Here is a 23,989-nt window from a genome sequence, read left to right as displayed (position 1 = left end):
CAGACCGGCCAGATGCGATTTCATGTCCCAAATACCGAGGTGAATAATCCAGGTTTTATCATCAACTGTGTGTTGCAAATCAACTAATTCATGGTAGGCATTCAACGTATCCAAATCGCGATAATCACTGATTTGATCAAACGCGACATTGGTCATGCCCAACTCTTCGCCTTGATAGATATAAGGCGTGCCTTGCATATTGTGCAAACAGTTCGCCAGCATTTTGGCAGAAAGCACCCGATATTCAGGCGCATCATTGCCAAAGCGCGATACCGCCCGCGCTTGGTCATGGTTGTTCCAGTACAAGCTGTTCCAAGCGCGACCATTCAAAGCCGTTTGCCACTTGGACAGCGTTTGTTTCAGCGCGAGCAATGGGACTTTTTTGTCGGTCCATTTGCCCATCACTGGGTCATCATCTAAGCCCATGTGTTCAAACTGAAATACCATTTGGAGTTCATCGCGATCAAAGCCAGTGTAATTGATCGCATCTTCAGTACTTGCCGCTGGCGTTTCTCCCACTGTAATCAAATCATGCTGACTGAGCACTTGTTGATGCATCGCTTTAAGGTAATCATGCACATGCGGGCCATTGGCCACCATCGCCAACGATGAGCCATGGGCTTCATCCGCCAAGGTTGGATCATCGACAAAAGTGTCGGGCTTTGAGATCAAGTTGATCACATCCATGCGGAAGCCGTCGATGCCTTGCTCACACCACCAGTCCATCATGCTAAAAATATCTTGGCGAACGGCAGGGTTTTGCCAATTGAGATCTGGTTGTTTTTTGCTGAAAATATGCAAATAGTACTGGCCCACTTCAGGGACATATTGCCAAGCCGAGCCACCAAACTCAGAACGCCAATTCGTCGGCGTTTGACCAGCTGGTGCATCCCGCCAAATATAATAATCATGGTAAGGGCTGGTTTTACTTTGCTTGGCTTCGACAAACCAACGGTGTTCATCTGAAGTGTGATTCACCACCAGATCCATCATCAACTTCATACCATGTGCATGAACTGCATCAAGCAATTGCTTGAAATCTGCCATCGTGCCAAATTCTGGCATAATGGCTTGATAATCCGCAATGTCATAACCATTGTCATCATTAGGCGAGCGATAAATTGGATTGAGCCAAATCACCGTTGCGCCAAGATTTTTGATGTAATCCAAATGCTGAATGATGCCTTGCAAGTCCCCGATGCCGTCATCATTCGTATCTTGAAAGCTCCGTGGATACACCTGATAAACCACTGCTTCTTGCCACCAATGTTTATTCATCGTTTTCTCCTCGATTCATTCTCAAATCAGCCTTATCGACTTTCGTTTTCTTCGTTTTCTGACAGAGTGAAAAAAGTTCTCAATGATGCTTTTTAATCAAGTGATTCAATTCTTTGGCCACACTGGTTGCGCCACTCATATACACGTACACTTGGCGACCGTGCTTATCCACACTCGTGATGCCAATGCCTAATTGCAACATGACATCAAAGGGATCGACCCATTCAAGATCGCGAACTTGAACGACGACTGCACTACCAGTTGTGGTCACCAGTTGCACGTTTTCTGGCAAACCTAAGCACTCATATAAGATCCGAGCGCGTTCCCCATCATAAGTTAATCCATATTCATCCAGCGTTTGATCTGGTCGACACATCCCATTGAGTTGTACTTGCATCTCTTGGATGATTTGGGGGACATCTAGTCCTGCAATCACCTGCACCATTTTGTGATGTGTGGTGACAGCAACCGCGCCTAAATCGGTAAAAGCTGATGCTGGCTGTACCGCGTCTAAATCTTTGACCAACACCCGCAACCGCGTGGCACAATTGATCATCGTATCGATATTAGCTTTGCCGCCTAATGCGGCAATATATCCTGAAGCCAGTTGACTAAAATCCCTTTTCATTTGCAATCGTTCCTTCGTGATCAGCTTTCTTTTGGTGCATGATTCGTGAGGTAATTCGACAAGCCCATGGTGAAGATATCCATCAAGATATGGAGATTAGCAAAGAAGTTCTCTTGCCGATCTTGCGTCCCAATTTTTTTGGATACCACATCGAAATACAAGTTGTGATCGCTCGCTTGGGCGATTTGATTCTGGCGGAATGAGGTAAAGGACACGATCTTGATGCCTTGCATTTTCAAACTATCCATAAAATGCAAAACTGTGGTATTCATGCCACTATACGAGATGATAATCACCAAATCGCCAACTTTAACGTTATGTCGTGGTTGGGCAACTTCTTCAGCCGCTGGCGGAAAAACAAAGGTATCGATGCCAAGCAAAAATAGATCCCGTTGTAATTGCTCAGCTGCGATTTGTTGGATCCAGCCTGTCGCATAAATATAAATCGAACCAGCATTGGCGATATCTGCATACACCTCATCCACTTTAGTGCCTTTAAACTGATTGACCGTCCACAGTAACGATTTCACGGTTTGCGACAAATAATCAGAACTTGTCGTCGTGACGTCTTCATCTGCAGACTCAGCTTGCAATAAATATTGCAACTGACTGTAGCCAGTTAAGCCGATTTTTTTGCAAGCGCGGAAAATCGATGATTTGGAAAATAACGATTCGCCGGCAACTCGTTCTAAGCTTGAGGCCCGTACGAAAGACTTGTGTTGCACAATGAACGTGACAATTTCCTTATCGGTTTCATTCAGTTGCGCGTATTTTTGGTTGATCATTAATTCGAGTTTCACTGTAGCCCCTCATTTCTATTGATAATTCATGATACCGCATTGAAATGATAGCGCAAACAACTCAATTTACCAAACATTACGCACTGTTAGCAGACACTAAGCCAATTCTGGCCAATAATCTCGGTTGGCCACGATCATCTCGTCGAGAATGACCTTGGCCACTGCAGCGTCTGGTACAATTTTGCATAAACTCATCGCTTCCCATAATTTGGTGTAGGAACGTTCAATGTACGCGTCTACCACTAATTTCTCGACGCAGTTTTGTTCCGTGATCAACCCTTTTTGGAACGTCGCCGCATTGCCCATAGCCAAACGTTCTGGCCCATTGGCACCAAACAATACTGGCACTTCGACCATCGCTGTCGGATCTAAGTTCGCCACGGCACCGGCGCTAGGAATAATGGCCAACATGCGCTGCTTGGTATCAAACGCGATTGCTGTACAAAGATCCACAATATACGTTGAGTGCTCATCGCCGGTATAGGTGATATCTTTTGCGGTGCCGTTTTGAACCACGCGCCGGCATTCGCTAAAGACATAAGCTTCACGATGCGCTCGAACTTCATCGGTACGCGTATAAGTGGGATCGGCGTGAGCCAACACTGCTTGCGGATACAAATAATATTTCAAATAGGTGTTCGGTAACGTCGTTGGATCCAATGCATACACATCCGCTGCGGCTTTAAAGGTTCGCGCCCAACTGGCTTCAGTTTGCGCATCATAATCGCCACCTAGCCAATAACCATTTTTAGCCACGTAAGCTTTGATCTCAGGCATCAAATCGCGCCCTTGTTGATCGCGAATATCTGTCCACCAACCAAAATGATTCAACCCATAATAGCGAAAAACCAAATCATTGCGATCTTTTAAACCGACAATTTTAGCCATCCGATCCATAATATCGATCGGCATATCGCAGATATTAATGATCTTAGAATTGGGGCGCAAGCGTCGCGTGGCTTCAGCAACGATCGCTGCAGGGTTGGAATAATTCAACATCCACGCATTTGGTGAATAACGTTCCATGTAATCCACCAATTCGATGACCCCTGGAATTGAACGCAAGCCATAGGCGATGCCTCCGGGTCCAGTGGTTTCTTGTCCGACAACGCCATGTTTCAATGGGATCTTTTCATCCAAGCTCCGCATGGCATATTTGCCAACGCGAATCTGTGCCATCACAAAATCAACATCAGAAAAGGCTGTTTCAGGATCAGTCGTTGCTAAAAATTCAATTTGCGGGGCCCGTTCTTTGATGATGATGGCACAGGCATCAGCAATGACTTGCTGACGCTCGCCATCGTTGTCATAAAATTTCAACGTTTTGATTGGAAAACGCTCGAGTTGGTTCAGTAACGTCAATACGATCCCAGGGGTGTAGGTGCTCCCACCACCGGCGATCAGAACAGAAAAGGCTTGTTTGGTCATGTTAGTGCTCCTTTCGCTCGCGATTATTCGACGTGCTTACCCTTCGAGTATCAGATTCAAAGCAAATTCTTGCAAGCGATTTCAATTATTCTGGGAAATATTCCAAAAATAGCGAAACGATTCAAGAATTGAAATATATTTCGGCCTTGATGACGCCGCAGCAAGCCAACCAGCGCCTTAATTTCAGATCGCTAGACACCCAGGTCGTGGCATGAAACATTGTCGATGCGACATCAATAGTTAATCGGCAAACAAAAAAGTGATTGCACCTGCAAAGGCAATCACTTTGTCTACTGTACTTGTTGGTGACACTATTTGCGCATCGTCGTCTTAAATGCATCGCGACTATTTTTTAACGCTTGACGTAAGCGCTGGAAGAAAGTCTTTGTTTGAGGTTCTTCATCATACGAATGAATCCCGCGCCGACTTTTTTCCAAAACATCTAGATATTCGGTCATTGTTAATGGTCGATCACCAGATTGTGCGCGCAATTGATTGACCAATTCTAAATTATTTTCTTTTGTTGCAGGGTGGTTTAGTACTTCATGAAGATGCGCCACTGCGGCTTCACGACTGTCTAACCAAGAAGTTTGTGTCATCGCTATTTCTCCTATCTGCGTTGTGCCTGATGATCACGCAATTGTTGCTGTAATTGCGTAATGCCGCTCATGGTTGAAGTTTTCATAATACCGTCAATACTTGAAGCAATTTGTTGATTTAACAACACCCGCCTCACTTCTGAGGCAAAAGTATTCAATACCTCATCGGCAAACAGATAATCTTGATTTCCTAACAAGAAACCGTAAGGATCCAATACATGCAACAATTCAACGAGCTCGGACTCCATCACAATCCTCAACAAGGCCTCATCTAATCTGCCTTCATCGACACCTTGTTGCCGCAATTCATCAATTGCAGCAATACCTTGATTCAACTGTTGCGTCACTGTCAATACTTTTCCCCGAATCGTGATAGGATAGCTCACCATCACTTCATAAGTGCGGCGAATTTGGTTTGCGCGAACGTCTTGCGCTCGAATCGCGGTATTGCGCCGATAGGTCACGACCCCGATCAATCCTGATATCATCCCTAAAACAAAGCCAAACAACACCAAGACTTCCTTAAACCCTACCCACCACGGCAATTCGTACCAGCTCGTCAGTGTCTTGACTGCATTCATCATATCATCTCCTCGTGCCTGTGCCAACATCCCCTTCACGATATATATTTGCAAAACAAAGGCCATTTGATACTTTTGGAAAAACTATTTTTCCGCGTTGCGCCTGATGACACAAAAACGCCTCTGTCTCATAATTCCAAAAAGAATCACGAGACAGCGGCGTCAGGCATAATTTATTCGCGTTCTTGAGGCGCCTTCATCGGCGTAAACCGATGCAAGTCCGCTGGGTCATCGTCAGCGTGCGCTTCACGCTGAAGCTTAGCGGCTTCAATGGCTTGGCTCATAAAGACCTGTTGTGAATCGATCAAAGTCTTGCCGCGCAAGTCGACGCGCTCCCAAGTGGCATCTGGTTGCAATAGCCGCGTTTTGACGGTATCCGACCACATGGTGTCAAAGATCGACATCACTTTTTCATGCACATCATCGGACAAAATCGGGAACAACAATTCCACGCGCCGGGATAAGTTGCGCTTCATCAAGTCAGCGCTGGATAAGTACAAGGTTTCATCCCCGTTGGCGTAGAAATAATAGATCCGGCTGTGTTCCAAGAACCGCCCAACGATCGAGTGCACGGTGATGTTTTCTGATACACCAGGAATGCCAACTTTCAAATTACAGATCCCGCGCACAATCAACTCAATTTTGACCCCGGCGGCACTGGCGGCATACAGCGCTTGAATCATCCGAGTGTCTGACAATGAGTTCATCTTCATGCGAATCAAAGCTTTGCGGCCTGCTTTGGCATTTTGGATCTCTTGGTTGATGTTGTCAATCAAGTGGTCGCGAATGCCCATCGGTGCAATCACCAGCTTGTGGAAGTAGGCCGGCTCTGAAAAACCTGACAACATATTGAAAATGTTGCTGGCATCAGCGCCCATTTCGGCATTGGCGGTAAACAAGCCCATATCCGTATAGAAGTTGGCAGTGACATCGTTATAGTTCCCAGTGGCCATGTGCATATAGCGGCGAATGCCTGATTCTTCACGCCGCACCACTAAGGCTAACTTGGAGTGCGTCTTCAAGCCGACTAACCCGTAGATCACATGACACCCGGCACGTTCGAGTTCTTGCGCCCAGTGCACATTGTTTTCTTCATCAAAACGCGCCTTGAGCTCAACTAACACCGTCACTTGTTTGCCGTTTTGTGCAGCGAGTTTCAGCGAGCTGATGATCGGCGACTTCGATGATACGCGATATAGCGTCATTTTCACCGCGAGTACTTGCGGATCGATGGCAGCTTGATGAATAAAGTCCACCACCGTCGCAAAGGATTCATAAGGATGTTGCAATAACACATCATGATCGCGGATCACATCAAACAAGTTGCCTTTGAGTGCCGTGGCGCGAAACGGCGTGAACTTCGGGAAACTCAATTCAGGTAAATTCTGCACTTGCTTGGCCAACTTGGACATCAAATTCAAGTCGATCGGGCCCTTGATGGCATAAAGATCCGCATCAGAAGTCAACTCCAAGCCTTTGAGCAAGTGCTTCTTCAAGTATTTGCCCATGTCCGCGTCATATTCCAAGCGCATGACTTTGCCGTGTTGGCGCTTTTTGAGTTGCGATTGGATCTCTTTCATTAAATCTGACGTGTCTTCTTCTGCCACATCCAGATCCATATCCCGCGTCACGCGGAACACCGCGCATTCTTGAATCGTCGCGCCGACAAACAATTCGTCTAAGTAATGCTCGATGATGGTTTCCAGCAAAATGAAATCATTCGGCGCATCAGGCAAGCGCACCACGCGTGGGAACACATCAGGCACTTGCACCAAGGCAAAGGCTTTTTCTTCTTCATCTTTTTGCAGACGAATGGCGAGGTTCAACGAATTATTGCTTAAAAATGGAAATGGCCGGGTTGGGTCCACGCCCATCGGAGTCAATACCGCATACAGTTCTTGATGAAAATAATCATCGACAAATTCATGTTGGCGATCGCTTAATTCATCAAAATTCCGCAAACGCACGTTGACGTCTTCAAGCGCTGGCCGCAACATGCGCGACCAAGTGTTGTACTGCTTCTCGACCATCGTGTGAACGGCTTTGGAAATGCCTTCGAGTTGATCACTTGGCGTCATGCCGGCTGCGTCTGGGCGTTGGTAGTTAACCGCGACCATTTTGCGCAATGACGCCACCCGCACATTGAAGAATTCGTCGAGGTTGGATTGGGTGATGCCTAAAAAGCGCACGCGTTCCAGCAGAGGATTCTCACGGTCGCGGGCTTCTTCTAAGACTCGGTCGTTGAAGGCAACCCAAGACAATTCGCGGTTAGTAAAATATTTCGGATCTTCAAATTTCTTGCTCATATGGACAGTCTTCCTTTCAACACGATCGGCAAGCCAAATACTGCCGCGAAAAATTGGCCTTTACGCTTCAAAGTCCAACGCTCCAATTCCACATCGTCATTGGCGGTGGCGGTTAACACGATTTGATCGGACTTTTGCGACACGCGAATGGATTGGATCTTTTGTTGGCGTGAAGCATCTAAGCTGTCTGCCACACGTAAAATGGCTGACAACTTGGCAATCGTTAACCGGCGCGCTGAAGACATCAGCGGCAAGTCCCCGAGATCGATTTGTGGCGAATCGCTAGAGTGGAACCGCGCAATGGTGGCAACCATTTGCTGTTCGATGGCATCAAGGCCCATCAATTCCGACGCCCGAATGATGTAATCGGAGTGTTCATAGTGCTTGTGGGTGTCGACATAACTGCCGATATCATTGACAATCGCGGCGATTTGTAACAATAGGCGCTCGCGTTTGCCTAAGCCGTGCAGTTTTTTCAAGCGGTCGAATAACTGCAAAGCAAAAGTCACAGTGGCATCACGATGCTTGGGGTCGACTTGATAGCGATCAGCCAGGTTTTGTGCAGAGATCACGATTTCTTGCGTCGGATCTAAGGCGACTGGCTTGTAGCCAGCAGATAACGCCGAGTTGACTTCCAAGCCGTCGAGCATTTTCAAATTCGACACCCAAATTTTAGAAGCGTGCAAGGTTTTCACTAAGCGATAAACCAATAACACCGTTGGCAAAACTTGCGACACTTGATTCAGCGGCAATTCATACGTGTCAGCCAGATATTGGTCACTGGAGTGGATGACTTCGTGATACAGCAAGTCAAAGCCTTCACGATCGGTTTCCACCGCAGTTTTGCCGGTAGGGATCAAGGTTTCCAGCAACGACAACGCGCTGCCCATGATGATCATGTTGTGATAATCCACATCTGCCGGCAACAAGCGCATGAAGTCCACTAACCGCGAATCGATGAAATCGCGCATCACTTCGACATAGTTTGGCACGCTGGCTTGAATGTCGCTCATCACTTCAAATACGCGCAGCGGCCCTAAGCTTAAATTCCGAGAAAAGCCAAACTCCCCGTTGGTAAAGGCAGTCAATTCCACCGAGCCACTGGAGATGTCGATCAACACGGTGCCTTTTTTGGTGATGGTCTCAAAATTAGGAAAGCGAGCAAACACCGCTTGCGTGCGGTAGAAAGCTTCTTGAGACAGCGTGGCGCGTTGAATCTGCCAGCCGGTACGCGAAACGATTTGATCCCATACAAATTGCGCATTGTCGGCTTCAAAAAAGCTGTGACTGCCGACGACGGTGGTGTCCGATACGCCATAGTCATTGAACAGCTGCCGAATGGTGTTTAACGCCAACACTGCGGCGTCGACGGTGTCAGGTTGAATTTGATGCGTGGCAAAAATGTCTTCGCCGATCGCCACTGGATAATGTCCGCGCTCTAACTCTTTTAACGTGCGCAAATTGGTGATACTAAAAAAAATCGCTTGTGCGCCGATCACAATAAATCCGCGGTCACTTGTCATACCCAACACTCCTTGATTTTAACTTGTCACTAACTCCATGATAACACCTCAAAAGCGTTATCGCAGAGTTTGGAATTGCTTTCATTTGCAAACCACGTGTGCTACGCTATTTTTAATGAAACGATTATAACCCTTTTGGAGGCGTACCATGAAACTGATCAACTTAGGTAAATCTGGTTTACTCGCATCCCCGATCGCGCTAGGGGTCATGCGCATCACCAAACTCGACGTTAAAGGCGCCACTGAATTGCTTGATCGCGCATATGGCGCTGGGATCAACTTTTTTGATAATGCGGATATTTATGACGGCGGCAAAGCTGAGACCTTGTTTGGCCAAGCCTTGAAAAACGCTAGCTTCAGCCGCGACGACGTTTTGGTCCAAACCAAAGTCGGCATTCGCCCAGGTGAAGCCTATGACTTCTCCAAGGAACACTTAGTTGAAGCCGTCGACGCCTCATTGAAGCGCTTGGGCCTCGATTACGTCGACACCTTGTTGTTGCATCGGCCTGATGTGTTGATGGAACCCGACGACATCGCTGAAGTCTTCTCTGATTTACAAAACGCTGGCAAAGTCCGGCAATTCGGGGTATCGAACTTCAACCCTGGCCAAGTTGAATTGTTGCAACAAGCCGTTGGGCAACACTTGTTTGCCAACCAATTGCAATTGTCCTTAAAGCACACCGGTATGATCGACTTTGGCTTCCATACCAACATGACTGACGAGCGCGCCACTGCGCATGATGACGGCATTTTGGAATACAGCCGCTTGCATCACATGACCATTCAAGCTTGGAGCCCATACCAATATGGCTTCTTTGAAGGCGTGTTTATCGACAATCCAAAGTTCCCAGAACTGAACAAAAAGTTGCACGAACTGGCTGACAAATACGGTGTGGATGTCAACGCCATCGCTGCGGCTTGGATCTTGCGCATCCCTGGCGACTTCCAAGTGATCGCCGGCACCACCAATGCCGCGCGCATCGAAGGCATCGCCAAAGCTGGCGACATTACGTTGACCCATCAAGACTGGTATGATTTGTACTTAGCTGCCGGCAACGATTTGCCGTAAACCTTAAAAGTCAAAAACACTCAACCGAAACAAATTTCGGTTGAGTGTTTTTTTATGGGCGAGTCGTCCCGCGCGCCACTAATTGTGGCGTCAGTAGCACTTCACCTTGTTGCGCCCCTGATTGATCGATTTTAGACAGCAACATCCGTGCGAGATGTTCGCCTAAACTCATGACTTGTTGTTGTACGGTGGTGAGCTGTGGGTTGGACACTTGATCCAAAAAGACCCCATCATGGCCGATCACGCCAAAATCATCGGGAATGCGCCCACCTTTAGCTAAAATGGCGCGCACCACCCCGATGGCTAAGCGATCTGAGGCACAGACAAAGCAGGTATTGCGCGCAAATTCAGCCCAATGGTCATTGATGAAGCCTTGAGAAATATGCGAGCGGTTGGCCATGCGATGAATGCGCGGCAATAGCCCATTTTGTTGTAAGGTGTTGATATAGCCAGCTTCGCGCGAATATTCAAAAGGCTCTTTGACGTCGATGCCGATGAAAATGATCGATTGATAGTTTTTGGCTAAGGCATATTCTGTCGCCATGGTTTCGCCAAGTTTGTTATCCGTATCGACAAAATCATAACCGTAACGATTCTCGCCGTATAACACCAAAGGCTTCTCTAACTGGTCCAGCCACTCAGAATCTTTGGTACGTGCCCCAGTGATCAAGTATCCGTCGGCATTACCAGCATTGAGTTTGTCGCGATCTGAGATCAGTTGCAAGGCATATTGTTGCTTGTCTAAGCCCCGCGCAATGCCAAACAACAAGTTCATATAATAAGGCTCGGTGGTGTCGATGTCTTCTAAAATCAAGAACTTGACCACATTGGTGCGATTTTGCGCCAACGCTTTGGCGGCGGAGTTCGGTCGATAATTCAAGGTCTTCATCGCGTTGATCACTAACAAGCGCAAGTCTTCGGTAACTTGTTCAGGATGGTTGATCACCCGCGAAACGGTCATTTTTGAGACATTGGCTTCTTTTGCCACATCAGATAACGTCGCCATCGCCACTCCTCCATTCGTGTACTCCATTTATTCTACCACGATAAGCGCTTTCGATACGCAGAACTCATCAATTTCGTGAAATTAATCACACGTATGGTAAACTGTTAATGACGGCGCTTCCAATTCAATGACAAGGAGTCCTGATGATGAAACGTACTGCCTTGCTCTTAAGCGCAACTGCCTTACTGGGGCTTGCCAGCTGCCACGCCGCTGCGACAACCCCACAAACATCAGCTACCAGTTCTTCTCACGCAGCAAAAACTTTGACCGTCACCACCCAAGGCGTGCTTTATGCTATTGGTGACCAATATGTCTTGTTTACCGGCTCCGACACCGCCAAATTCAATTCAGTTTCAGCATTGCGCGCACACTTTCAAGATGGCGTCCGCGTATCTGAAGCCCGCTATTTGCAAGAGAATAGTCCGCTGAGCGTTTACAAGGTTGCGCAGGTGCCTGAAAACACCCCGACGTTTGCCCAAGTGCAAGTCACCACGAAAGTTCCGCAGGCGCAAACCCAAGAGGCGCACATCATGACGGTCGATTTCACTGACACCAAACAGATCCCTAGTATTCAGCTCAGCAAATTAACCGTCCTCAACTAAAAACAACGCATTCGATTTTTTCGAATGCGTTGTTTGAGCGATCAGTACGCCACGTCAAACTTCCCGTCGCGATGGACCCAATATTCATGTAATTCACTGGTAGCACCAGTATCATCGACCCCATAAGCCCCGACTTTAAACACATACGCGCCAGCTGAATCGCTGCCAGTGCCAACGGCTTTGTACTGCGAAATCGTATCCGTTTGTTCATCAGGATGGTCTTTATAATAGCCTTCGACGATGGTGACCGCAGATTCAGCAGTAACGGTTTTCTTGCTGGATGACGACGACTTTTTCTTAGACGATGACTTTTTTTTGCTTGATGCTTCTGAAGCCAACTTTTTAGTATGACTGGACGAACTCGATTTAGATGTTGACACGCCAGTGATGTGATCAGCGACGGCTGAGACTTGCGGCCAGAATTGATGTCCCGCAAAGGTCAAGGCCGCCCCGATCACGATCAAAATGGCCAACAGTCTGGTATGCCCGATGGTTTCTTGATGGTGACGCCGTTGCGTGCGCAAATATTGCGTGCGGCCGATATGATTAAACCGCCGCACATAGCCGATGATCACGAGCACCAACAACACGCCCCACACGAGTTCTTGTACCCATAATTGTTTTGCGATTCCGATGACTTGCCCCATGTTCAGCCCCCGATTTCAATTAATCACGTATGCTTTAATATTGCACTGAAACCGATAAACTTGCAAGTCACTTCACAAATATTCGGATGGTGAATCAATAGAATGTTAAGCAAAAAAGCCTCCAATTGTTCAACTCGCAACAATTAGAGGACTTTTCATTTTGATTACCCACCTAAGTAGGCTTTTTGCACTTCTGGATTGGCCAAAAGTTCTGAACCAGTGCCCGTCAATTGCACCGTCCCGTTGGCGATCACATAACCGCGATTGGCGATTTGCAACGCTTGAAGCGCGTTTTGTTCGATCAGTAAGACGGTCACGCCTTGTTTGTTGATGGTTTTGATGATATCGAAGATCTTGGAAATATAAATTGGCGCCAAGCCCATCGAAGGCTCATCTAACATCAACAGCTTGGGTTGCGCCATTAACGCCCGCCCCATCGCCAGCATCTGTTGTTCACCACCAGAAAGCGTGGCCGCATCTTGGTTTTTGCGCTCTTTTAAAACGGGGAATTGGTCGAAGACATTGGCCAACACATCGCTTTGTTCATTGCGAGGGACCAAGTATGCCCCCATTTTCAAGTTTTCCATGGTGGACAAGCCCGCAAAGATCCGACGTCCTTCTGGCACTTGCGCAATGCCGGCGCCGACGATTTTAGCGGCAGACATTTTGGTCAAGTCTTGATCGCCATATTTGATCGTACCTGCTGCGGCTTTGAGCATTCCAGACAAGGTATGGACGATGGTCGATTTCCCAGCCCCATTGGCCCCGATCAAGGTGACGATTTCATCATCTTGCACATTGAAATCAACGCCGCGTACCGCGTGAATTGCGCCATAGTTGACTTTTAAGCCTTGAACATCAAGCATGCACGCCACCTCCTAAGTACGCATTGATCACGGCGTCGTTGTGTTGGATCTCACTTGGGGTACCTTCTGCAATCAACTTGCCGTGTTCCAGCACGTAGATCCGTTCAGCCAACGACATGACTAACGACATATCATGTTCGATCAAAACCACCGTCAAGCCGAATTCCGTTTGCAGACGCTTGATCAAATGCGCTAAGTCGGCAGTTTCTTCAGGGTTCATCCCTGCTGCTGGTTCATCTAAGAAAATCAACTGCGGATCAGTGGCCACCGCACGCGCAATTTCAATCCGGCGTTGCGTCCCATAAGGCAAGTTGGCGGTGATCACATCAGCAACATCGGTGAGATCTAATTTGGCCAAGATCTCATCCGTCCATTTATTCGCCAACGCTTCCTGCTTAGCAAATGCTGGCAAGCGTAAAATGCTCGACACAAAGCCTTCTTTGTAGCGATGCGTCATTGCCGCTTGCAAGTTTTCGCGCACAGACAATTGATGAAACAAGCGAATGTTTTGGAAAGTCCGGGCAATGCCCATTTTGGCGACTTGATAAGGTTTCTTCTTATCTAAAGACACCATTTCATCCCCAACGCGGAACGCAACTGTCCCTTCAGTGGCTGGCGATACCCCAGTTAACGCATTGAACAGCGTGGTTTTCCCGGCACCGTTAGGCCCGATCAACGCCACCAGTTCGCCAGTTTCAACATGCATCGAAACATCTTCGACCGCTTTGAGCCCGCCGAAGATTTTGGACACGTGGTCCACTTTTAATAATGTGGTCATGCGGCGTCCTCCTTTTTCTTGCGGAATCGATCTAAGACGCGAGCAAATGAGAATTCATAACGCCCGAGCAACCCAGTTGGCTTGAAGACCATGATCACGATCAACGCCACCGCGTAAATCACCATCCGTAGCGTCCCGAAACTTTGTAATACCGTATCCAAAACGCCTAAGACGACAGCGGCAAAGAAGGTCCCAGTCATCGAACCCACACCGCCGAGCACCACGATGATCAACATGGCAATGGAATTCATGATCCCAAAATCGGTTGGCGCAATGGTTTGGATGTAGCTAGCATGTAGCGACCCAGCAACTGCGGCAGTTGAAGCGCCTAAGACAAAGGCGGCTAACTTCCACTTAGTCGGGTTGATGCCGACTGCTTCTGCAGCGATTTCATCATCACGAATGGCTTGGATCGCGCGCCCGGCCCGTGAATGGGCGAAGTTGACGATCACCGCAGTGGTTAAGCAAACGAAAATGTAAACCACAGGCCATGTGGCAAATTGCGGAATGTTGAATAAGCCCGCAGCACCATTGGTAACTTTCATATTGTTGATCACCACGCGGATGATTTCAGCGGCGCCCATTGTGGCGATTGCCAGATAGTCCCCTGACAAACGCAACGTTGGGATCCCAATAATGATTGCCACCACTATGGCAATGGCAATGCCGACGACGATCGAAACAAAGAACCCAACGGTGGTCGGCATCGCTTGTAAAATGATTCCAGTAGCGTAAGCGCCGACTGCCATGAACCCAGCGTGGCCTAAGGAGAACTGGCCAGAAAAGCCGATGATCAAATTCAACCCAGTGGCTAAAATAATGTTGATCCCGATGGTCACCAGCATGTTTTCAATAAAGGCATCGATCACGCCGACGTAGACTAACGCGTTGATGAGGACAAAGCCGACGATCATCACTGCGAGCCAACATGCGATGGCTTGAAGTTTTTTCTTGGTCATAAGCTTACACCTTCTCCTTCACATTCTTGCCTAACAGCCCTGCAGGCAGCACGATCAAAATCAAAATCAACACGACGTAAACCGCCGCATCTTTGTAAGCGGACAAGCCGATCGCTTGCACGCCAGTTTCCAACAACCCGATCAAAAAGCCACCAACAGCAGCCCCTGGAACGGACCCGATACCACCAACAACAGCAGCGACGAAGGCTTTGATCCCAGGTGTCATCCCCATTAATGGGTCGATCGAGTTGTAATACAAACCGATCAAGACCCCGGCAGCCCCAGCTAAAGCCGAGCCTAAGCCGAAAGTAAAGGAAATGACGTGATCAGGGTTGATCCCAACTAACGCTGCGGCTTCTTGATCCACCGCGACAGCCCGCATGGCGGTACCCATTTTGGTTTTTTGAATGATCAGTTGGAGTAAGATCATTAAAATCAACGCCGTCACTAAGATCAGCACTTGAATGTTGGAAATACTGATGCCTAATGCCGTGAAGTTATGCTGTTTGACCACTTGCGGAAAGTTTCTGGTATTGGCGCCGAATAAATACGACATCCCATTTTCCAAGAAATAGGAAACCCCGATAGCCGTGATCAAAGCGGTGATCCGCGGTGAATTCCGCAATGGGCGGTAGGCGAGATATTCAATGATCATCCCTGCCAACGCCGTGACGATCATCGCTGAAAGCAATGCGACGATGAAGTCGACATGATAGGTGTTGATCACATAGTAGCCCCAAAACGCCCCGAGCATGTAAATATCCCCATGCGCAAAGTTGATCAGCTTGATGATCCCGTAAACCATGGTGTAGCCCAGCGCCAGCAGCGCGTAGATACTCCCAAGTGACAGGCCATTGATGACTTGTTGCAGTACTGTATGCAAGAGATCGCCTCCTTAATTAAAATTCCGATTGATTCAAAATAATGGCGGTGCGGAAAGCTCAGGCTCCGGTGTGAAATCCTGCGGCGCGCTGGACACGGAACGCAATCCGCGAAATAAAAGCTAACTCCCAAAGACCGCGAGTGGATCTTTTATCCCGCGCCGTTGTAAGGCGTAAACGCCTAACAACGGTGCGACGGCTGGTGTCCAGCGCGCCTACGGATCTCAAACCTCCGCCTAAGCTTTCCGCGATTACTTTAAACGTTGCTATTTATATAGAAGAAACACGTTTCAATGCGTCACCAGTGACCATGGAAAATGCTGATGACACAAGGGTTGAACGCTGGTCCTAAGCTGAAACGACCGATAGTGATGCCAACAATTTCAAATCGTTGCCTATGGCTAATCAGTGCAATAGCAGGCGGCATTACGCCTCCTGCTATCCACCAGTTATTTGATCACAGTTGCGGAAACGGCTTTACCGTTAACCAGCTTTTCAACTGAAATCGTCTTTTCAGGGTTATGCTTGGCATCGATAGTCATCGTCCCAGTGACACCCTTCAAGTTCTTGACCTTGCCTAAAGCCTTGGCGATATCAACGGAGTTCGTGGACTTCGCATCTTGGATGGCTTGTTTCAACAGGTAAACGGAATCGTAACCTAAAGCGTTGAACGCAGAAGCAGTGGTGTGATGCTTAGCTTTGTATGCGGACATGAAGTCGGCAACCGTTTTGTCGGACTTCGCAGACAGCGTAGAGAATGGCGTGGTGTAGTAAACGTTCGTCACGTTCTTGGCACCGGCGATTTTCGTCAAGCTTGGATCCATCATCCCGTCACCACCGACGATTGGGGTGTTGATGCCCATTTGCCGGGCTTGTTTGATGATCAAGCCGATTTCGGTGTAGTAACCAGGGATGTACAAAGCATCAAAGCCTTTGTTCTTCAACGTGGTCAAAACGGCATTGAAGTCTTTGTCACCGGCTTGGAAGTATTGCGTGGAAACCACGTCGCCTTTATATTCCTTCTTGAACGCAGCAGCTAAGCCTTTGCCGTAATCGTTAGAGTTATCAGCTAAAATGGCCACTTTCTTAGCTTTCAAGTTGTTTTCAACGAACTTAGCAGCTTGCGTGCCTTGGAAATCATCGGTGAAGGCAGTCCGGAAGGCGTAAGGTTGCACCTTGCCAGATTTTTGTTCTGTGTAAGCCGGTGCGGTAGCAGATGGTGAGATCTGAGCCACTTGGGCTTTGGTGGCGTTAGACAAGGCTGCGGTGGCAGCGCCAGTTGTGGCTGGCCCGATCAAAGCAGAGACTTTAGAGTTATCCGCCAAGTCTGCGGCAACAGAAGCTGCGGTGGATGTGGCAGTTTTGTTGTCTTTGGTAATGGTTTTAAACTTGTAAGTCTTGCCGTTGACTTTAAAGCCACCAGCTTTGTTGATGCGAGAAACCGCCAAGTCGATCCCATTGTTGACTTGTTCCCCGTAACCACCACCGACACCTGACAATTCGATGTTGACCCCGACTTTGATCGTAGAGCCTGTGGCAGTGTTGCCTTTACTTTGTGCTTTGGCAGTACAGCCTGCCATTAAGGCGACTGAAGCCAGCACGGCGCCAACTTCAGCAAAACGTTTGATCATTGATTTCTGCATTGAAAATCCCTCTTTCTCGTATCCCAAGCTTTTGACTCATATTGAGTTCGTCATGTGAATGTATTAATAATACATGGGAGTATTATTAAAAGTCAACGAAATATTCACATTTTTCTCAACAAATTCAAATCTTAAGAATCTGTAATCAGGAGTTTAAAAGGATTCTTCAATGAGAAGTATCACATTAATCGCTATTTAACGGCAGTGGCGCTGACCACTTTGCCTTTGGTCATTTGTTCAACGACGATCGGCTTTTCTGGGTCATGGTTCTTATCAACAGAAGTGGTCCCAGTTACGGCTGGCATGTCTTTGATCTTCGCTAAGGCTTGGGCCACTTTGACAGAGTTGGTAGACTTGGCATCTTCAATGGCTTGCTTGATCATCAGTACAGAGTCATAAGCTAAAGCAGAGAAGGTTGGCGCATCTTGGCCATAAGCCGCTTTAAAGTCAGCCATGAACTTCTTTGCGGTTTTGTTGGTGGCACCAGACATCGTGGAAAATGGCGTGGTGTAGTAAATCTTGCTTGCGTTTTGATCGCCGGCGATTTTGGCTAACTTTGGATCCGCCATACCATCAGAACCGATGATCGGCACATTGATCCCAGCTTGGCGGGCTTGTTTGATGATCAAGCCGACTTCAGAGTAGTAACCTGGCACGTAAATCGCGTCGATGTTTTTGGATTTGATGTTGGTGAGCAGCGCATTGAAGTCTTTATCGCCTTCAGCAAAGGATTGCTTGGAAACCACAGAACCTTTGAAGGCTTTCTTAAACGCACTGGCCAACCCAGTCCCATAATCAGAGGAATTGTCTTGCAGGATCGCTACGTTCTTAGCTTTCAACGTATTGTTGGCAAAATGCGCTGCGGTTTCACCTTGTAAGTCGTTGTTGAAGCAAGCGCGGAAAACGTAAGTCTGAACTTTACCGTTCTTTTGCAGCGTGTAATCAGGATCCGTCGCAGATGGGGAAACTGTTGGCACATAAGCTTTGGTCATGTTAGGAATCGAGGCCGTCCCGTCATTAGTAGTGGCAGGTCCAACAACTGCAGTGACTTTGTCTTTGGTAGCCAGCTGTGCGGCAACGGAGGCAGAGCCTGAAGTGGTCGTCTTGTTATCTTGAATGACCGTTTGGATCTTCATTTTCTTATCGCCGACTTTGATACCGCCAGCTTTGTTGATTTCTTTAACAGCGAGTTGGAAGCCTTGCTTTTGTTGTTCGCCGTAGCCTGCAGCCGCGCCAGATAATTCCATGTTCAACCCGATTTTGACTTTGTCGCCAGTGGCAGTGTTGCCCTTGGCACTGGAGTTCTTAGCAGTACAGCCGGCCATGGCCATAATCGCAGCAACAGTTGCGGCGGCCCCTACAAATTTAGTGATTGTCTTTTTCATGAGTATTCTTCCCTTTTTTTCATTTTGTCTGCTGGCCGCGCGCGCCACGGTTTGCAACTCATTAAAAATGGCCCCATCCGTTTGTGGATGAGGCCAATCACCTAGTGGTGTGATGAGCCCCATCAACGCAAAGCAGAGGGCTCAATTCGTAGTGTTTACTACGATCGAGTCCTCTGCTTCAACAACAAGGCCAAGTCTAGGCGGGTAGATACAATGGTTTGATTTTGATTATTCATGATGTATCCCCCTTTTCCTAGATTAATGATTAATTAGAATCTACTATTGTTTCTCTTAATTGTCAACCGTTCTGGGCAAAATAAATTTTGCCGCATCTGGGAAAGGCTCTGTTATACTGGTCACATTGCGGAATTTTAACTGGTTGGGATGACCCCAACTGGATTTATCTTTGGAGGCGACAACATGGCAAAAAATAACAAACGCACCGCTGCGATCCGCGCGGCTTGCGGGACAACAATGTGGGGGATCGGGGGCGTCTTGGCCAATGTTGTTTTCAACACATCACATGCCACACCTGCTTGGTTAGTCTCCATGCGCTTAACTTGGGCTGGCATTGCTATGTTGATTTTTGCGATTGTCACCAAACAACCTTTATTGCGCGTATGGCACAACAAGGCGCATGCAATTCGCTTGTTATTATTCGGCTTGATTGGCGTGGCGCTTGCTCAATTTACTTATTTATTGGCGATTTTTTATGGGAATGCGGCGTTGGCCACGATCATGTTATCCCTGGTGCCGGCGATGATCACGGTGGTCACTTGTGTGCGCGAACGCACGATGCCTAGGCCGATCGATACGATCGCCATCGTCATTGCCTTAGTCGGCGTTTTCTTATTGGTGACGGATGGCAACCCGACGAAGTTACATGTCGCACCGATCGCGGTGTTTTGGGGTATTTTAGCAGCGGTGACTGGGGCGGCTTACACCATGTTACCGAAAAAATTGTTGTTGCATGAACCGCCGTTAGTCATTGTCGGCTGGGGCTTGATCGTCGGCGCGGTGTTCATGAACTTCTTAGCGCCTGTGTGGCACATCCCCGCAGGTTTGCATTTGTACTCATGGGTTGCGATCGCCTTCATCGTCTTTGGCGCCACCTTCTTGGCTTATATCTTATATGTCTCCAGCTTAAAAACATTGCGCCCAGCGATTGCTTCGATGATCGGCAACTTGGAGCCTTTGACCGCCACTGTGTTATCGATCATCTTCTTAGCGTTAGGCTTTCACACCTTGCAATTCTTCGGCATCGTCATGGTGCTTGGGGCAGTGGTCATGATGAGTTGGACGCCGAAACGCAAAATTCAATAGCGCCGTTAAGCCATCGCAGTGTCATTGCGATGGTTTTTTAAAACGAAATATACCAATATAACATCGATGCGTTATAAGTGCGATTATTCATCGTAAAATTCGATGTCGCGATACAAAACCTTTACAATAAAAAGCTGGACAATGAATTTGGCTGGTGTTATTCTGTAAGCGTTAACTAGGAGGAAGGGGTGGCTTAGCGCACGTCACCCGCACTACTTCGCAACGGGGGGCAGTTCCCCGCAAACCCGAGTGAGATCGATCCACATTGCCAGTCTGTTTGACGGCAGTGGGTCTCAGCATCAGTCGTGCCGGCACATAAGGGTCCCCTCTCGGACTCATACCAAGTGTGAATGGACGATTTGCCTCGTGGTAACACGAGAAGCAAGTGACGCCTGTGGACGAAAAGCGAATGCATCGCTGACTAGTTCTGAAAGCGGCCAAAGCCTAAGAAGTGGCGGTTGCGCAGACACGCGCTTGAAAGTTTTGAAGGGCATGGACGTAATTGAATCGGTTAAAAGCCGTGAATCCACGAAATGGTTCGCTGTTTCGTGGATTTGTTGTGCCCCAAGACTGCTAATGTTAAAAAATTGCGAGCGTAAAGTGAAGGCCGCATTTGTTTGGCGGTGAACCACTTTTGAATTAATATTTCCATTTTGAACCGGCAATTAAATAACACGTTTTGGCGCAATCAAAAAGGATCACGGCTAATGTCGTGATCCTTTTTTAGCAGTATCTACGAATAGATAAGGACAGTGTGGCTCCACAACCGCTTATCCACTGGCCCCGAAATCCGTCGGGTGGTGATTCATGCCTGCCAGCTGCAACTTTCACCACATAGTGCGTGGTTACTCGACTCATCGCATACCCTTATCATATCACGCTTTGTACTTGCCGCCAACTGGGTGACGGTAAGTTTGTTCTGCTAACAGTTGCGCCAGCATAAACCCGACAGCGATCGCGCCTGCCACCATCGCCACGCGCACAGTGAGCTTGGAGGCTTTATCGATTTGGCCTAAGACCAGCGCCCGCACCGCTTGATAGGCAGTCGCCCCTGGCACCAACGGGACTAAACCAGGAATGTTGAAAATGATCACCGGCATTTTTTTGATGCGGGAGAAGATCATCCCACAGATCCCAATAGCAAATGCCCCGAGTAAATTGCCCATCATGCGGCCAACATCCAAGTCATAGGTCAACACCCAATACACGATCCAGCCGATCGCACCGGCCCAGCCAGCGAAGTTCAACGCCCGACGCGGCACATTGATAATAATGGCAAACGCCACCGTCGACACATAGCTAAAGCTTAATTGGACTAAAAACTGTAACCAATATGGCATGGCGCCCTCCTAGAAAAATCGAAAAATCAATGCAATGCCTACGCCGATCGCAGCTGCCGACAATAAGGCTTCCATGCCCCGCGCAATGCCAGATAATAAATGCCCGGCTAACATGTCGCGAATAGAATTGGTGATCGCCACGCCTGGCACTAATGGCATTACAGCGCCGATGATCACATTGTCGAGATTGCGACCAACGCCGAGTTTCACCCCAGCCCAAGCCGTCACCCCAACGACAAACGCCCCGCCTAACTCTGAAATAAAGCGCACACGAGTCAGTGGACTGATTTTGGCATAGGCGATAAAGCCTAACGCACCGACTACTGCGGCCAACGGCATATCAAACCAGTCGTAAGCTTGCGCAAATACCACCATCAACATGGTACTGCACACGCCAGCCGCCAACACTTGCAACCAAAATGGGAAAAAGGGCGTATTTTGATCCAGGTGATGCAACGCCTCATGCAGTTCATGTAAGCCGAGTTCATGGGCCGCAAAGCTTCTGGACAGTTGATTGACTTGAGCGACTTTTTCCATATCGATCGAACGCTTGTCAATTGGGGAAAGCAAAGTCTTGGACTCATTGCCTAACCCGATAAAAATCCCAGTCGGCGTGGTGAACACCAAGGCATCTTGAGCGCCACCGTTAACGGCGATGCGCCGCATGGTATCATCCACCCGGTACATTTCACTGCCGCCTTCGATCATAATGCGTCCGGCAAGCAGGCACACTTCTAGGAGCTCGTTATGCATGTGCAGCTGCCTCGATGCTTTTTTCAAGATGAGCTTTGAGTTTTGCTTTGGGATAAGCCCCGACGATTTTTTCATACGGTTTGCCTTCGTGATAGACGATCATTGCGGGAATACTTTGAATATGAAACTGCTCGGCGACACTTTTGTCGTCATCGATGTTCATCGTGACCACTTGCATCGGCAGTTCGGCTTCCAAACTCGCCATCATTGGGCTCATGATTTTACAAGGCCCACACCAAGGTGCCCACAGCTCTAATACTGTAGTGCCGTGTTGGATCTGTGTTGCTAAGGTTTTACGCGTTACTGCCATCACCATCATTTTCACCTCGAATTAGATTGTAACATGTTACTGGCTGTCACCCAACAAACACGTGTGTTTGTAACTAAAGCGCCACATAGTCAGCATTGAAAAAGTCGTGATCTGTGTCGACCACGACTTGCTAAGTTATTTCTTATCCGCGTCCAACAAGGTCACACCTTGAGGAGGATTAGCGGTAATTGCGCCAACGACTTTGTGCGGGACATACGCCGCTTGTAAATACTCAATGTCCTCAGGCGTCAGCTTCACTTTAAACGCCCCAGCCGCATCATCAAGGTATTTGGCCTTAGTCGCGCCAATGATCGGCGCTGCCACCCCTTTGGCCCATTGCCAGGCGATACTGATCTGCGCCATTGTAGCTTGATGCTTTTCAGCTAGCTCGTGCACTCGCTTAGTAATTTCTAGATCTGTATCTTCCGTATGATCGTACTTGCCTTTGGCCACGACGTCGGTTTTTGAGCGCAAAGTGTTCGCATCCCAGCTAGGTCGCGCTAATCGGCCAGCCGCCAGGGGACTGTATGGCATCAGCGACACGCCCATTTGCTTGCACAAAGGGATCATTTCGCGTTCGTCTTCACGGTATAGCAAGTTATAGTGGTTCTCCATCGCCACAAAAGGCGTCAGTCCGTGATCGCGAGCTGCCAGCTGCATGTTGTAGAACTGATAAGCAAACATCGCCGACGCGCCAATCGCGCGCACCTTGCCAGCTTTGACTAAATCATTAAGCGCCGACATGGTTTCTAGAATCGGCGTGTCGTAATCGAAGCGATGGATGATGTATAGATCCAAGTAATCCGTCCCAAGCCGCTTGAGGGTCCCGTCAATTTCGCGATCGATCGCCGCTTTGGATAACCGGCCTGGATTAAAGTAGACTTTTGAGGCAATCACCACTTTGTCGCGAGTCGTCAAATTCTTTAACGCGCGCCCTAAATATTCTTCACTTGTACCTTTGGAATAAGTGTTGGCCGTATCAAAGAAGTTGATCCCGAGATCTAGCGCATGCTTGATCACTTGTTGGCTTTGATCAGGATCCAAGGTCCAATCATGCATCGTCCCTGCTTGACCAAAACTCATCGCGCCGACGCACAATTTTGAGATTTCAATATCCGTATTGCCTAAATGCGTATACTCCATGATTTACCTCCAATGTTTAATACCTTTACTGTACAACCTTGGAGTGGGTTTAAGGCAAGCGGTTTCTGATTTGAAATGTTTTGAAGACACAAAAAAAGACCTGTCAGCGACAGATCTTTCATTCAGCGTGGCGACTTCCTA

The 23,989-nt window shown here is 48.1% G+C and carries 23 protein-coding genes; 3 read left to right on the top strand and 20 right to left on the bottom strand.

Annotation, left to right across the window (positions count from 1 at the left end; translation table 11 throughout):
- From FD01_RS11755 to FD01_RS11720, 8 genes are all read right to left on the bottom strand, one after another.
- Nucleotides 1-1,278 (bottom strand): alpha-glucosidase (locus FD01_RS11755; protein ID WP_056964466.1); only part of this gene is annotated, 1,278 nt, incomplete at its 3' end.
- A 79-nt stretch (nucleotides 1,279-1,357) separates the two neighbouring features.
- Nucleotides 1,358-1,906 carry a PTS sugar transporter subunit IIB gene (locus FD01_RS11750; RefSeq protein WP_054716600.1) on the bottom strand — a complete coding sequence of 183 codons (549 nt, stop codon included), beginning with the start codon at nucleotides 1,904-1,906 and terminating at the stop codon, nucleotides 1,358-1,360.
- 20 nt (nucleotides 1,907-1,926) lie between these two features.
- Complete coding sequence (locus FD01_RS11745; RefSeq protein WP_056964464.1) at nucleotides 1,927-2,706, bottom strand: MurR/RpiR family transcriptional regulator; 780 nt, start codon at nucleotides 2,704-2,706, stop codon at nucleotides 1,927-1,929.
- A 96-nt stretch (nucleotides 2,707-2,802) separates the two neighbouring features.
- The gene (locus tag FD01_RS11740) at nucleotides 2,803-4,134 is read right to left on the bottom strand and encodes a 6-phospho-alpha-glucosidase (protein WP_056964463.1); all 1,332 of its coding nucleotides are present in this window, start codon (nucleotides 4,132-4,134) and stop codon (nucleotides 2,803-2,805) included.
- Between the two features lie 311 nt (nucleotides 4,135-4,445).
- Nucleotides 4,446-4,733: a hypothetical protein gene (locus FD01_RS11735; RefSeq protein WP_056964460.1), complete on the bottom strand. Its 288-nt coding sequence runs from the start codon at nucleotides 4,731-4,733 to the stop codon at nucleotides 4,446-4,448.
- A gap of 11 nt (nucleotides 4,734-4,744) precedes the next feature.
- Nucleotides 4,745-5,317: a hypothetical protein gene (locus FD01_RS11730; RefSeq protein ID WP_152164846.1), complete on the bottom strand. Its 573-nt coding sequence runs from the start codon at nucleotides 5,315-5,317 to the stop codon at nucleotides 4,745-4,747.
- Nucleotides 5,318-5,487: 170 nt separating this feature from the next.
- Nucleotides 5,488-7,620, bottom strand: coding sequence for an RNA degradosome polyphosphate kinase (locus FD01_RS11725; protein WP_054716616.1), 2,133 nt, complete (start codon nucleotides 7,618-7,620; stop codon nucleotides 5,488-5,490).
- On the bottom strand, nucleotides 7,617-9,143 hold the full coding sequence (locus tag FD01_RS11720) for a Ppx/GppA phosphatase family protein (protein ID WP_056964456.1): 1,527 nt from the start codon (nucleotides 9,141-9,143) through the stop codon (nucleotides 7,617-7,619). Before FD01_RS11720 ends, FD01_RS11725 begins: the two co-directional genes overlap by 4 nt.
- Nucleotides 9,144-9,291: 148 nt before the next feature.
- On the opposite strand from FD01_RS11720, the gene FD01_RS11715 reads away from it, so the two are divergent.
- Nucleotides 9,292-10,212 carry an aldo/keto reductase gene (locus FD01_RS11715; RefSeq protein WP_056964453.1) on the top strand — a complete coding sequence of 307 codons (921 nt, stop codon included), beginning with the start codon at nucleotides 9,292-9,294 and terminating at the stop codon, nucleotides 10,210-10,212.
- A gap of 52 nt (nucleotides 10,213-10,264) precedes the next feature.
- On the opposite strand, the gene FD01_RS11710 is transcribed toward FD01_RS11715, so the two are convergent.
- Nucleotides 10,265-11,218, bottom strand: coding sequence for a LacI family DNA-binding transcriptional regulator (locus FD01_RS11710; protein ID WP_056964451.1), 954 nt, complete (start codon nucleotides 11,216-11,218; stop codon nucleotides 10,265-10,267).
- 143 nt (nucleotides 11,219-11,361) lie between these two features.
- On the opposite strand from FD01_RS11710, the gene FD01_RS11705 reads away from it, so the two are divergent.
- A complete protein-coding gene (locus tag FD01_RS11705; protein WP_152164847.1) occupies nucleotides 11,362-11,820 on the top strand; it encodes a hypothetical protein in 459 nt (152 codons plus the stop codon).
- A 41-nt stretch (nucleotides 11,821-11,861) separates the two neighbouring features.
- On the opposite strand, the gene FD01_RS11700 is transcribed toward FD01_RS11705, so the two are convergent.
- The 7 genes from FD01_RS11700 to FD01_RS11670 all read right to left on the bottom strand — a co-directional run bounded on the left by FD01_RS11700 (nucleotide 11,862) and on the right by FD01_RS11670 (nucleotide 18,979).
- On the bottom strand, nucleotides 11,862-12,467 hold the full coding sequence (locus FD01_RS11700) for a hypothetical protein (protein WP_054716622.1): 606 nt from the start codon (nucleotides 12,465-12,467) through the stop codon (nucleotides 11,862-11,864).
- 164 nt (nucleotides 12,468-12,631) lie between these two features.
- Entirely contained in the window at nucleotides 12,632-13,333 is a 702-nt protein-coding gene (locus FD01_RS11695; protein WP_054716625.1) for an ABC transporter ATP-binding protein, read from the bottom strand.
- On the bottom strand, nucleotides 13,326-14,111 hold the full coding sequence (locus tag FD01_RS11690) for an ABC transporter ATP-binding protein (RefSeq protein ID WP_054716628.1): 786 nt from the start codon (nucleotides 14,109-14,111) through the stop codon (nucleotides 13,326-13,328). The genes FD01_RS11695 and FD01_RS11690 overlap by 8 nt, the downstream gene beginning before the upstream one ends.
- Nucleotides 14,108-15,070, bottom strand: a complete 963-nt coding sequence (locus FD01_RS11685; protein WP_056964449.1) for a branched-chain amino acid ABC transporter permease — start codon at nucleotides 15,068-15,070, stop codon at nucleotides 14,108-14,110. The genes FD01_RS11690 and FD01_RS11685 overlap by 4 nt, the downstream gene beginning before the upstream one ends.
- Nucleotides 15,071-15,074: 4 nt before the next feature.
- Complete coding sequence (locus FD01_RS11680) at nucleotides 15,075-15,953, bottom strand: branched-chain amino acid ABC transporter permease (RefSeq protein WP_056964447.1); 879 nt, start codon at nucleotides 15,951-15,953, stop codon at nucleotides 15,075-15,077.
- Nucleotides 15,954-16,400: 447 nt separating this feature from the next.
- Nucleotides 16,401-17,594: an ABC transporter substrate-binding protein gene (locus FD01_RS11675; RefSeq protein WP_054716631.1), complete on the bottom strand. Its 1,194-nt coding sequence runs from the start codon at nucleotides 17,592-17,594 to the stop codon at nucleotides 16,401-16,403.
- A 191-nt stretch (nucleotides 17,595-17,785) separates the two neighbouring features.
- Nucleotides 17,786-18,979: an ABC transporter substrate-binding protein gene (locus FD01_RS11670; protein ID WP_056964445.1), complete on the bottom strand. Its 1,194-nt coding sequence runs from the start codon at nucleotides 18,977-18,979 to the stop codon at nucleotides 17,786-17,788.
- 420 nt (nucleotides 18,980-19,399) lie between these two features.
- Between FD01_RS11670 and FD01_RS11665 the strand changes: the two genes are divergently transcribed.
- Complete coding sequence (locus FD01_RS11665) at nucleotides 19,400-20,302, top strand: DMT family transporter (protein ID WP_162257366.1); 903 nt, start codon at nucleotides 19,400-19,402, stop codon at nucleotides 20,300-20,302.
- Between the two features lie 875 nt (nucleotides 20,303-21,177).
- Here FD01_RS11665 and FD01_RS11660 read toward each other — a convergent pair.
- The 4 genes from FD01_RS11660 to FD01_RS11645 all read right to left on the bottom strand — a co-directional run bounded on the left by FD01_RS11660 (nucleotide 21,178) and on the right by FD01_RS11645 (nucleotide 23,848).
- Nucleotides 21,178-21,642: a threonine/serine exporter family protein gene (locus FD01_RS11660; protein ID WP_056964443.1), complete on the bottom strand. Its 465-nt coding sequence runs from the start codon at nucleotides 21,640-21,642 to the stop codon at nucleotides 21,178-21,180.
- Nucleotides 21,643-21,651: 9 nt separating this feature from the next.
- A complete protein-coding gene (locus FD01_RS11655) occupies nucleotides 21,652-22,395 on the bottom strand; it encodes a threonine/serine exporter family protein (protein ID WP_054716642.1) in 744 nt (247 codons plus the stop codon).
- Nucleotides 22,388-22,705: a thioredoxin family protein gene (locus FD01_RS11650; RefSeq protein WP_235802964.1), complete on the bottom strand. Its 318-nt coding sequence runs from the start codon at nucleotides 22,703-22,705 to the stop codon at nucleotides 22,388-22,390. The genes FD01_RS11655 and FD01_RS11650 overlap by 8 nt, the downstream gene beginning before the upstream one ends.
- A gap of 135 nt (nucleotides 22,706-22,840) precedes the next feature.
- Nucleotides 22,841-23,848, bottom strand: a complete 1,008-nt coding sequence (locus FD01_RS11645; RefSeq protein ID WP_054716648.1) for an aldo/keto reductase — start codon at nucleotides 23,846-23,848, stop codon at nucleotides 22,841-22,843.
- Nucleotides 23,849-23,989: the final 141 nt, after the last annotated feature.

The sequence above is a fragment of the Lacticaseibacillus manihotivorans DSM 13343 = JCM 12514 genome (assembly GCF_001435035.1).
Classification (GTDB): Bacteria; Bacillota; Bacilli; order Lactobacillales; family Lactobacillaceae; genus Lacticaseibacillus; species Lacticaseibacillus manihotivorans.
The sequence above is the reverse complement of the archived record's forward strand: the minus strand, read 5'-3'. Positions and strand labels throughout refer to the sequence as shown.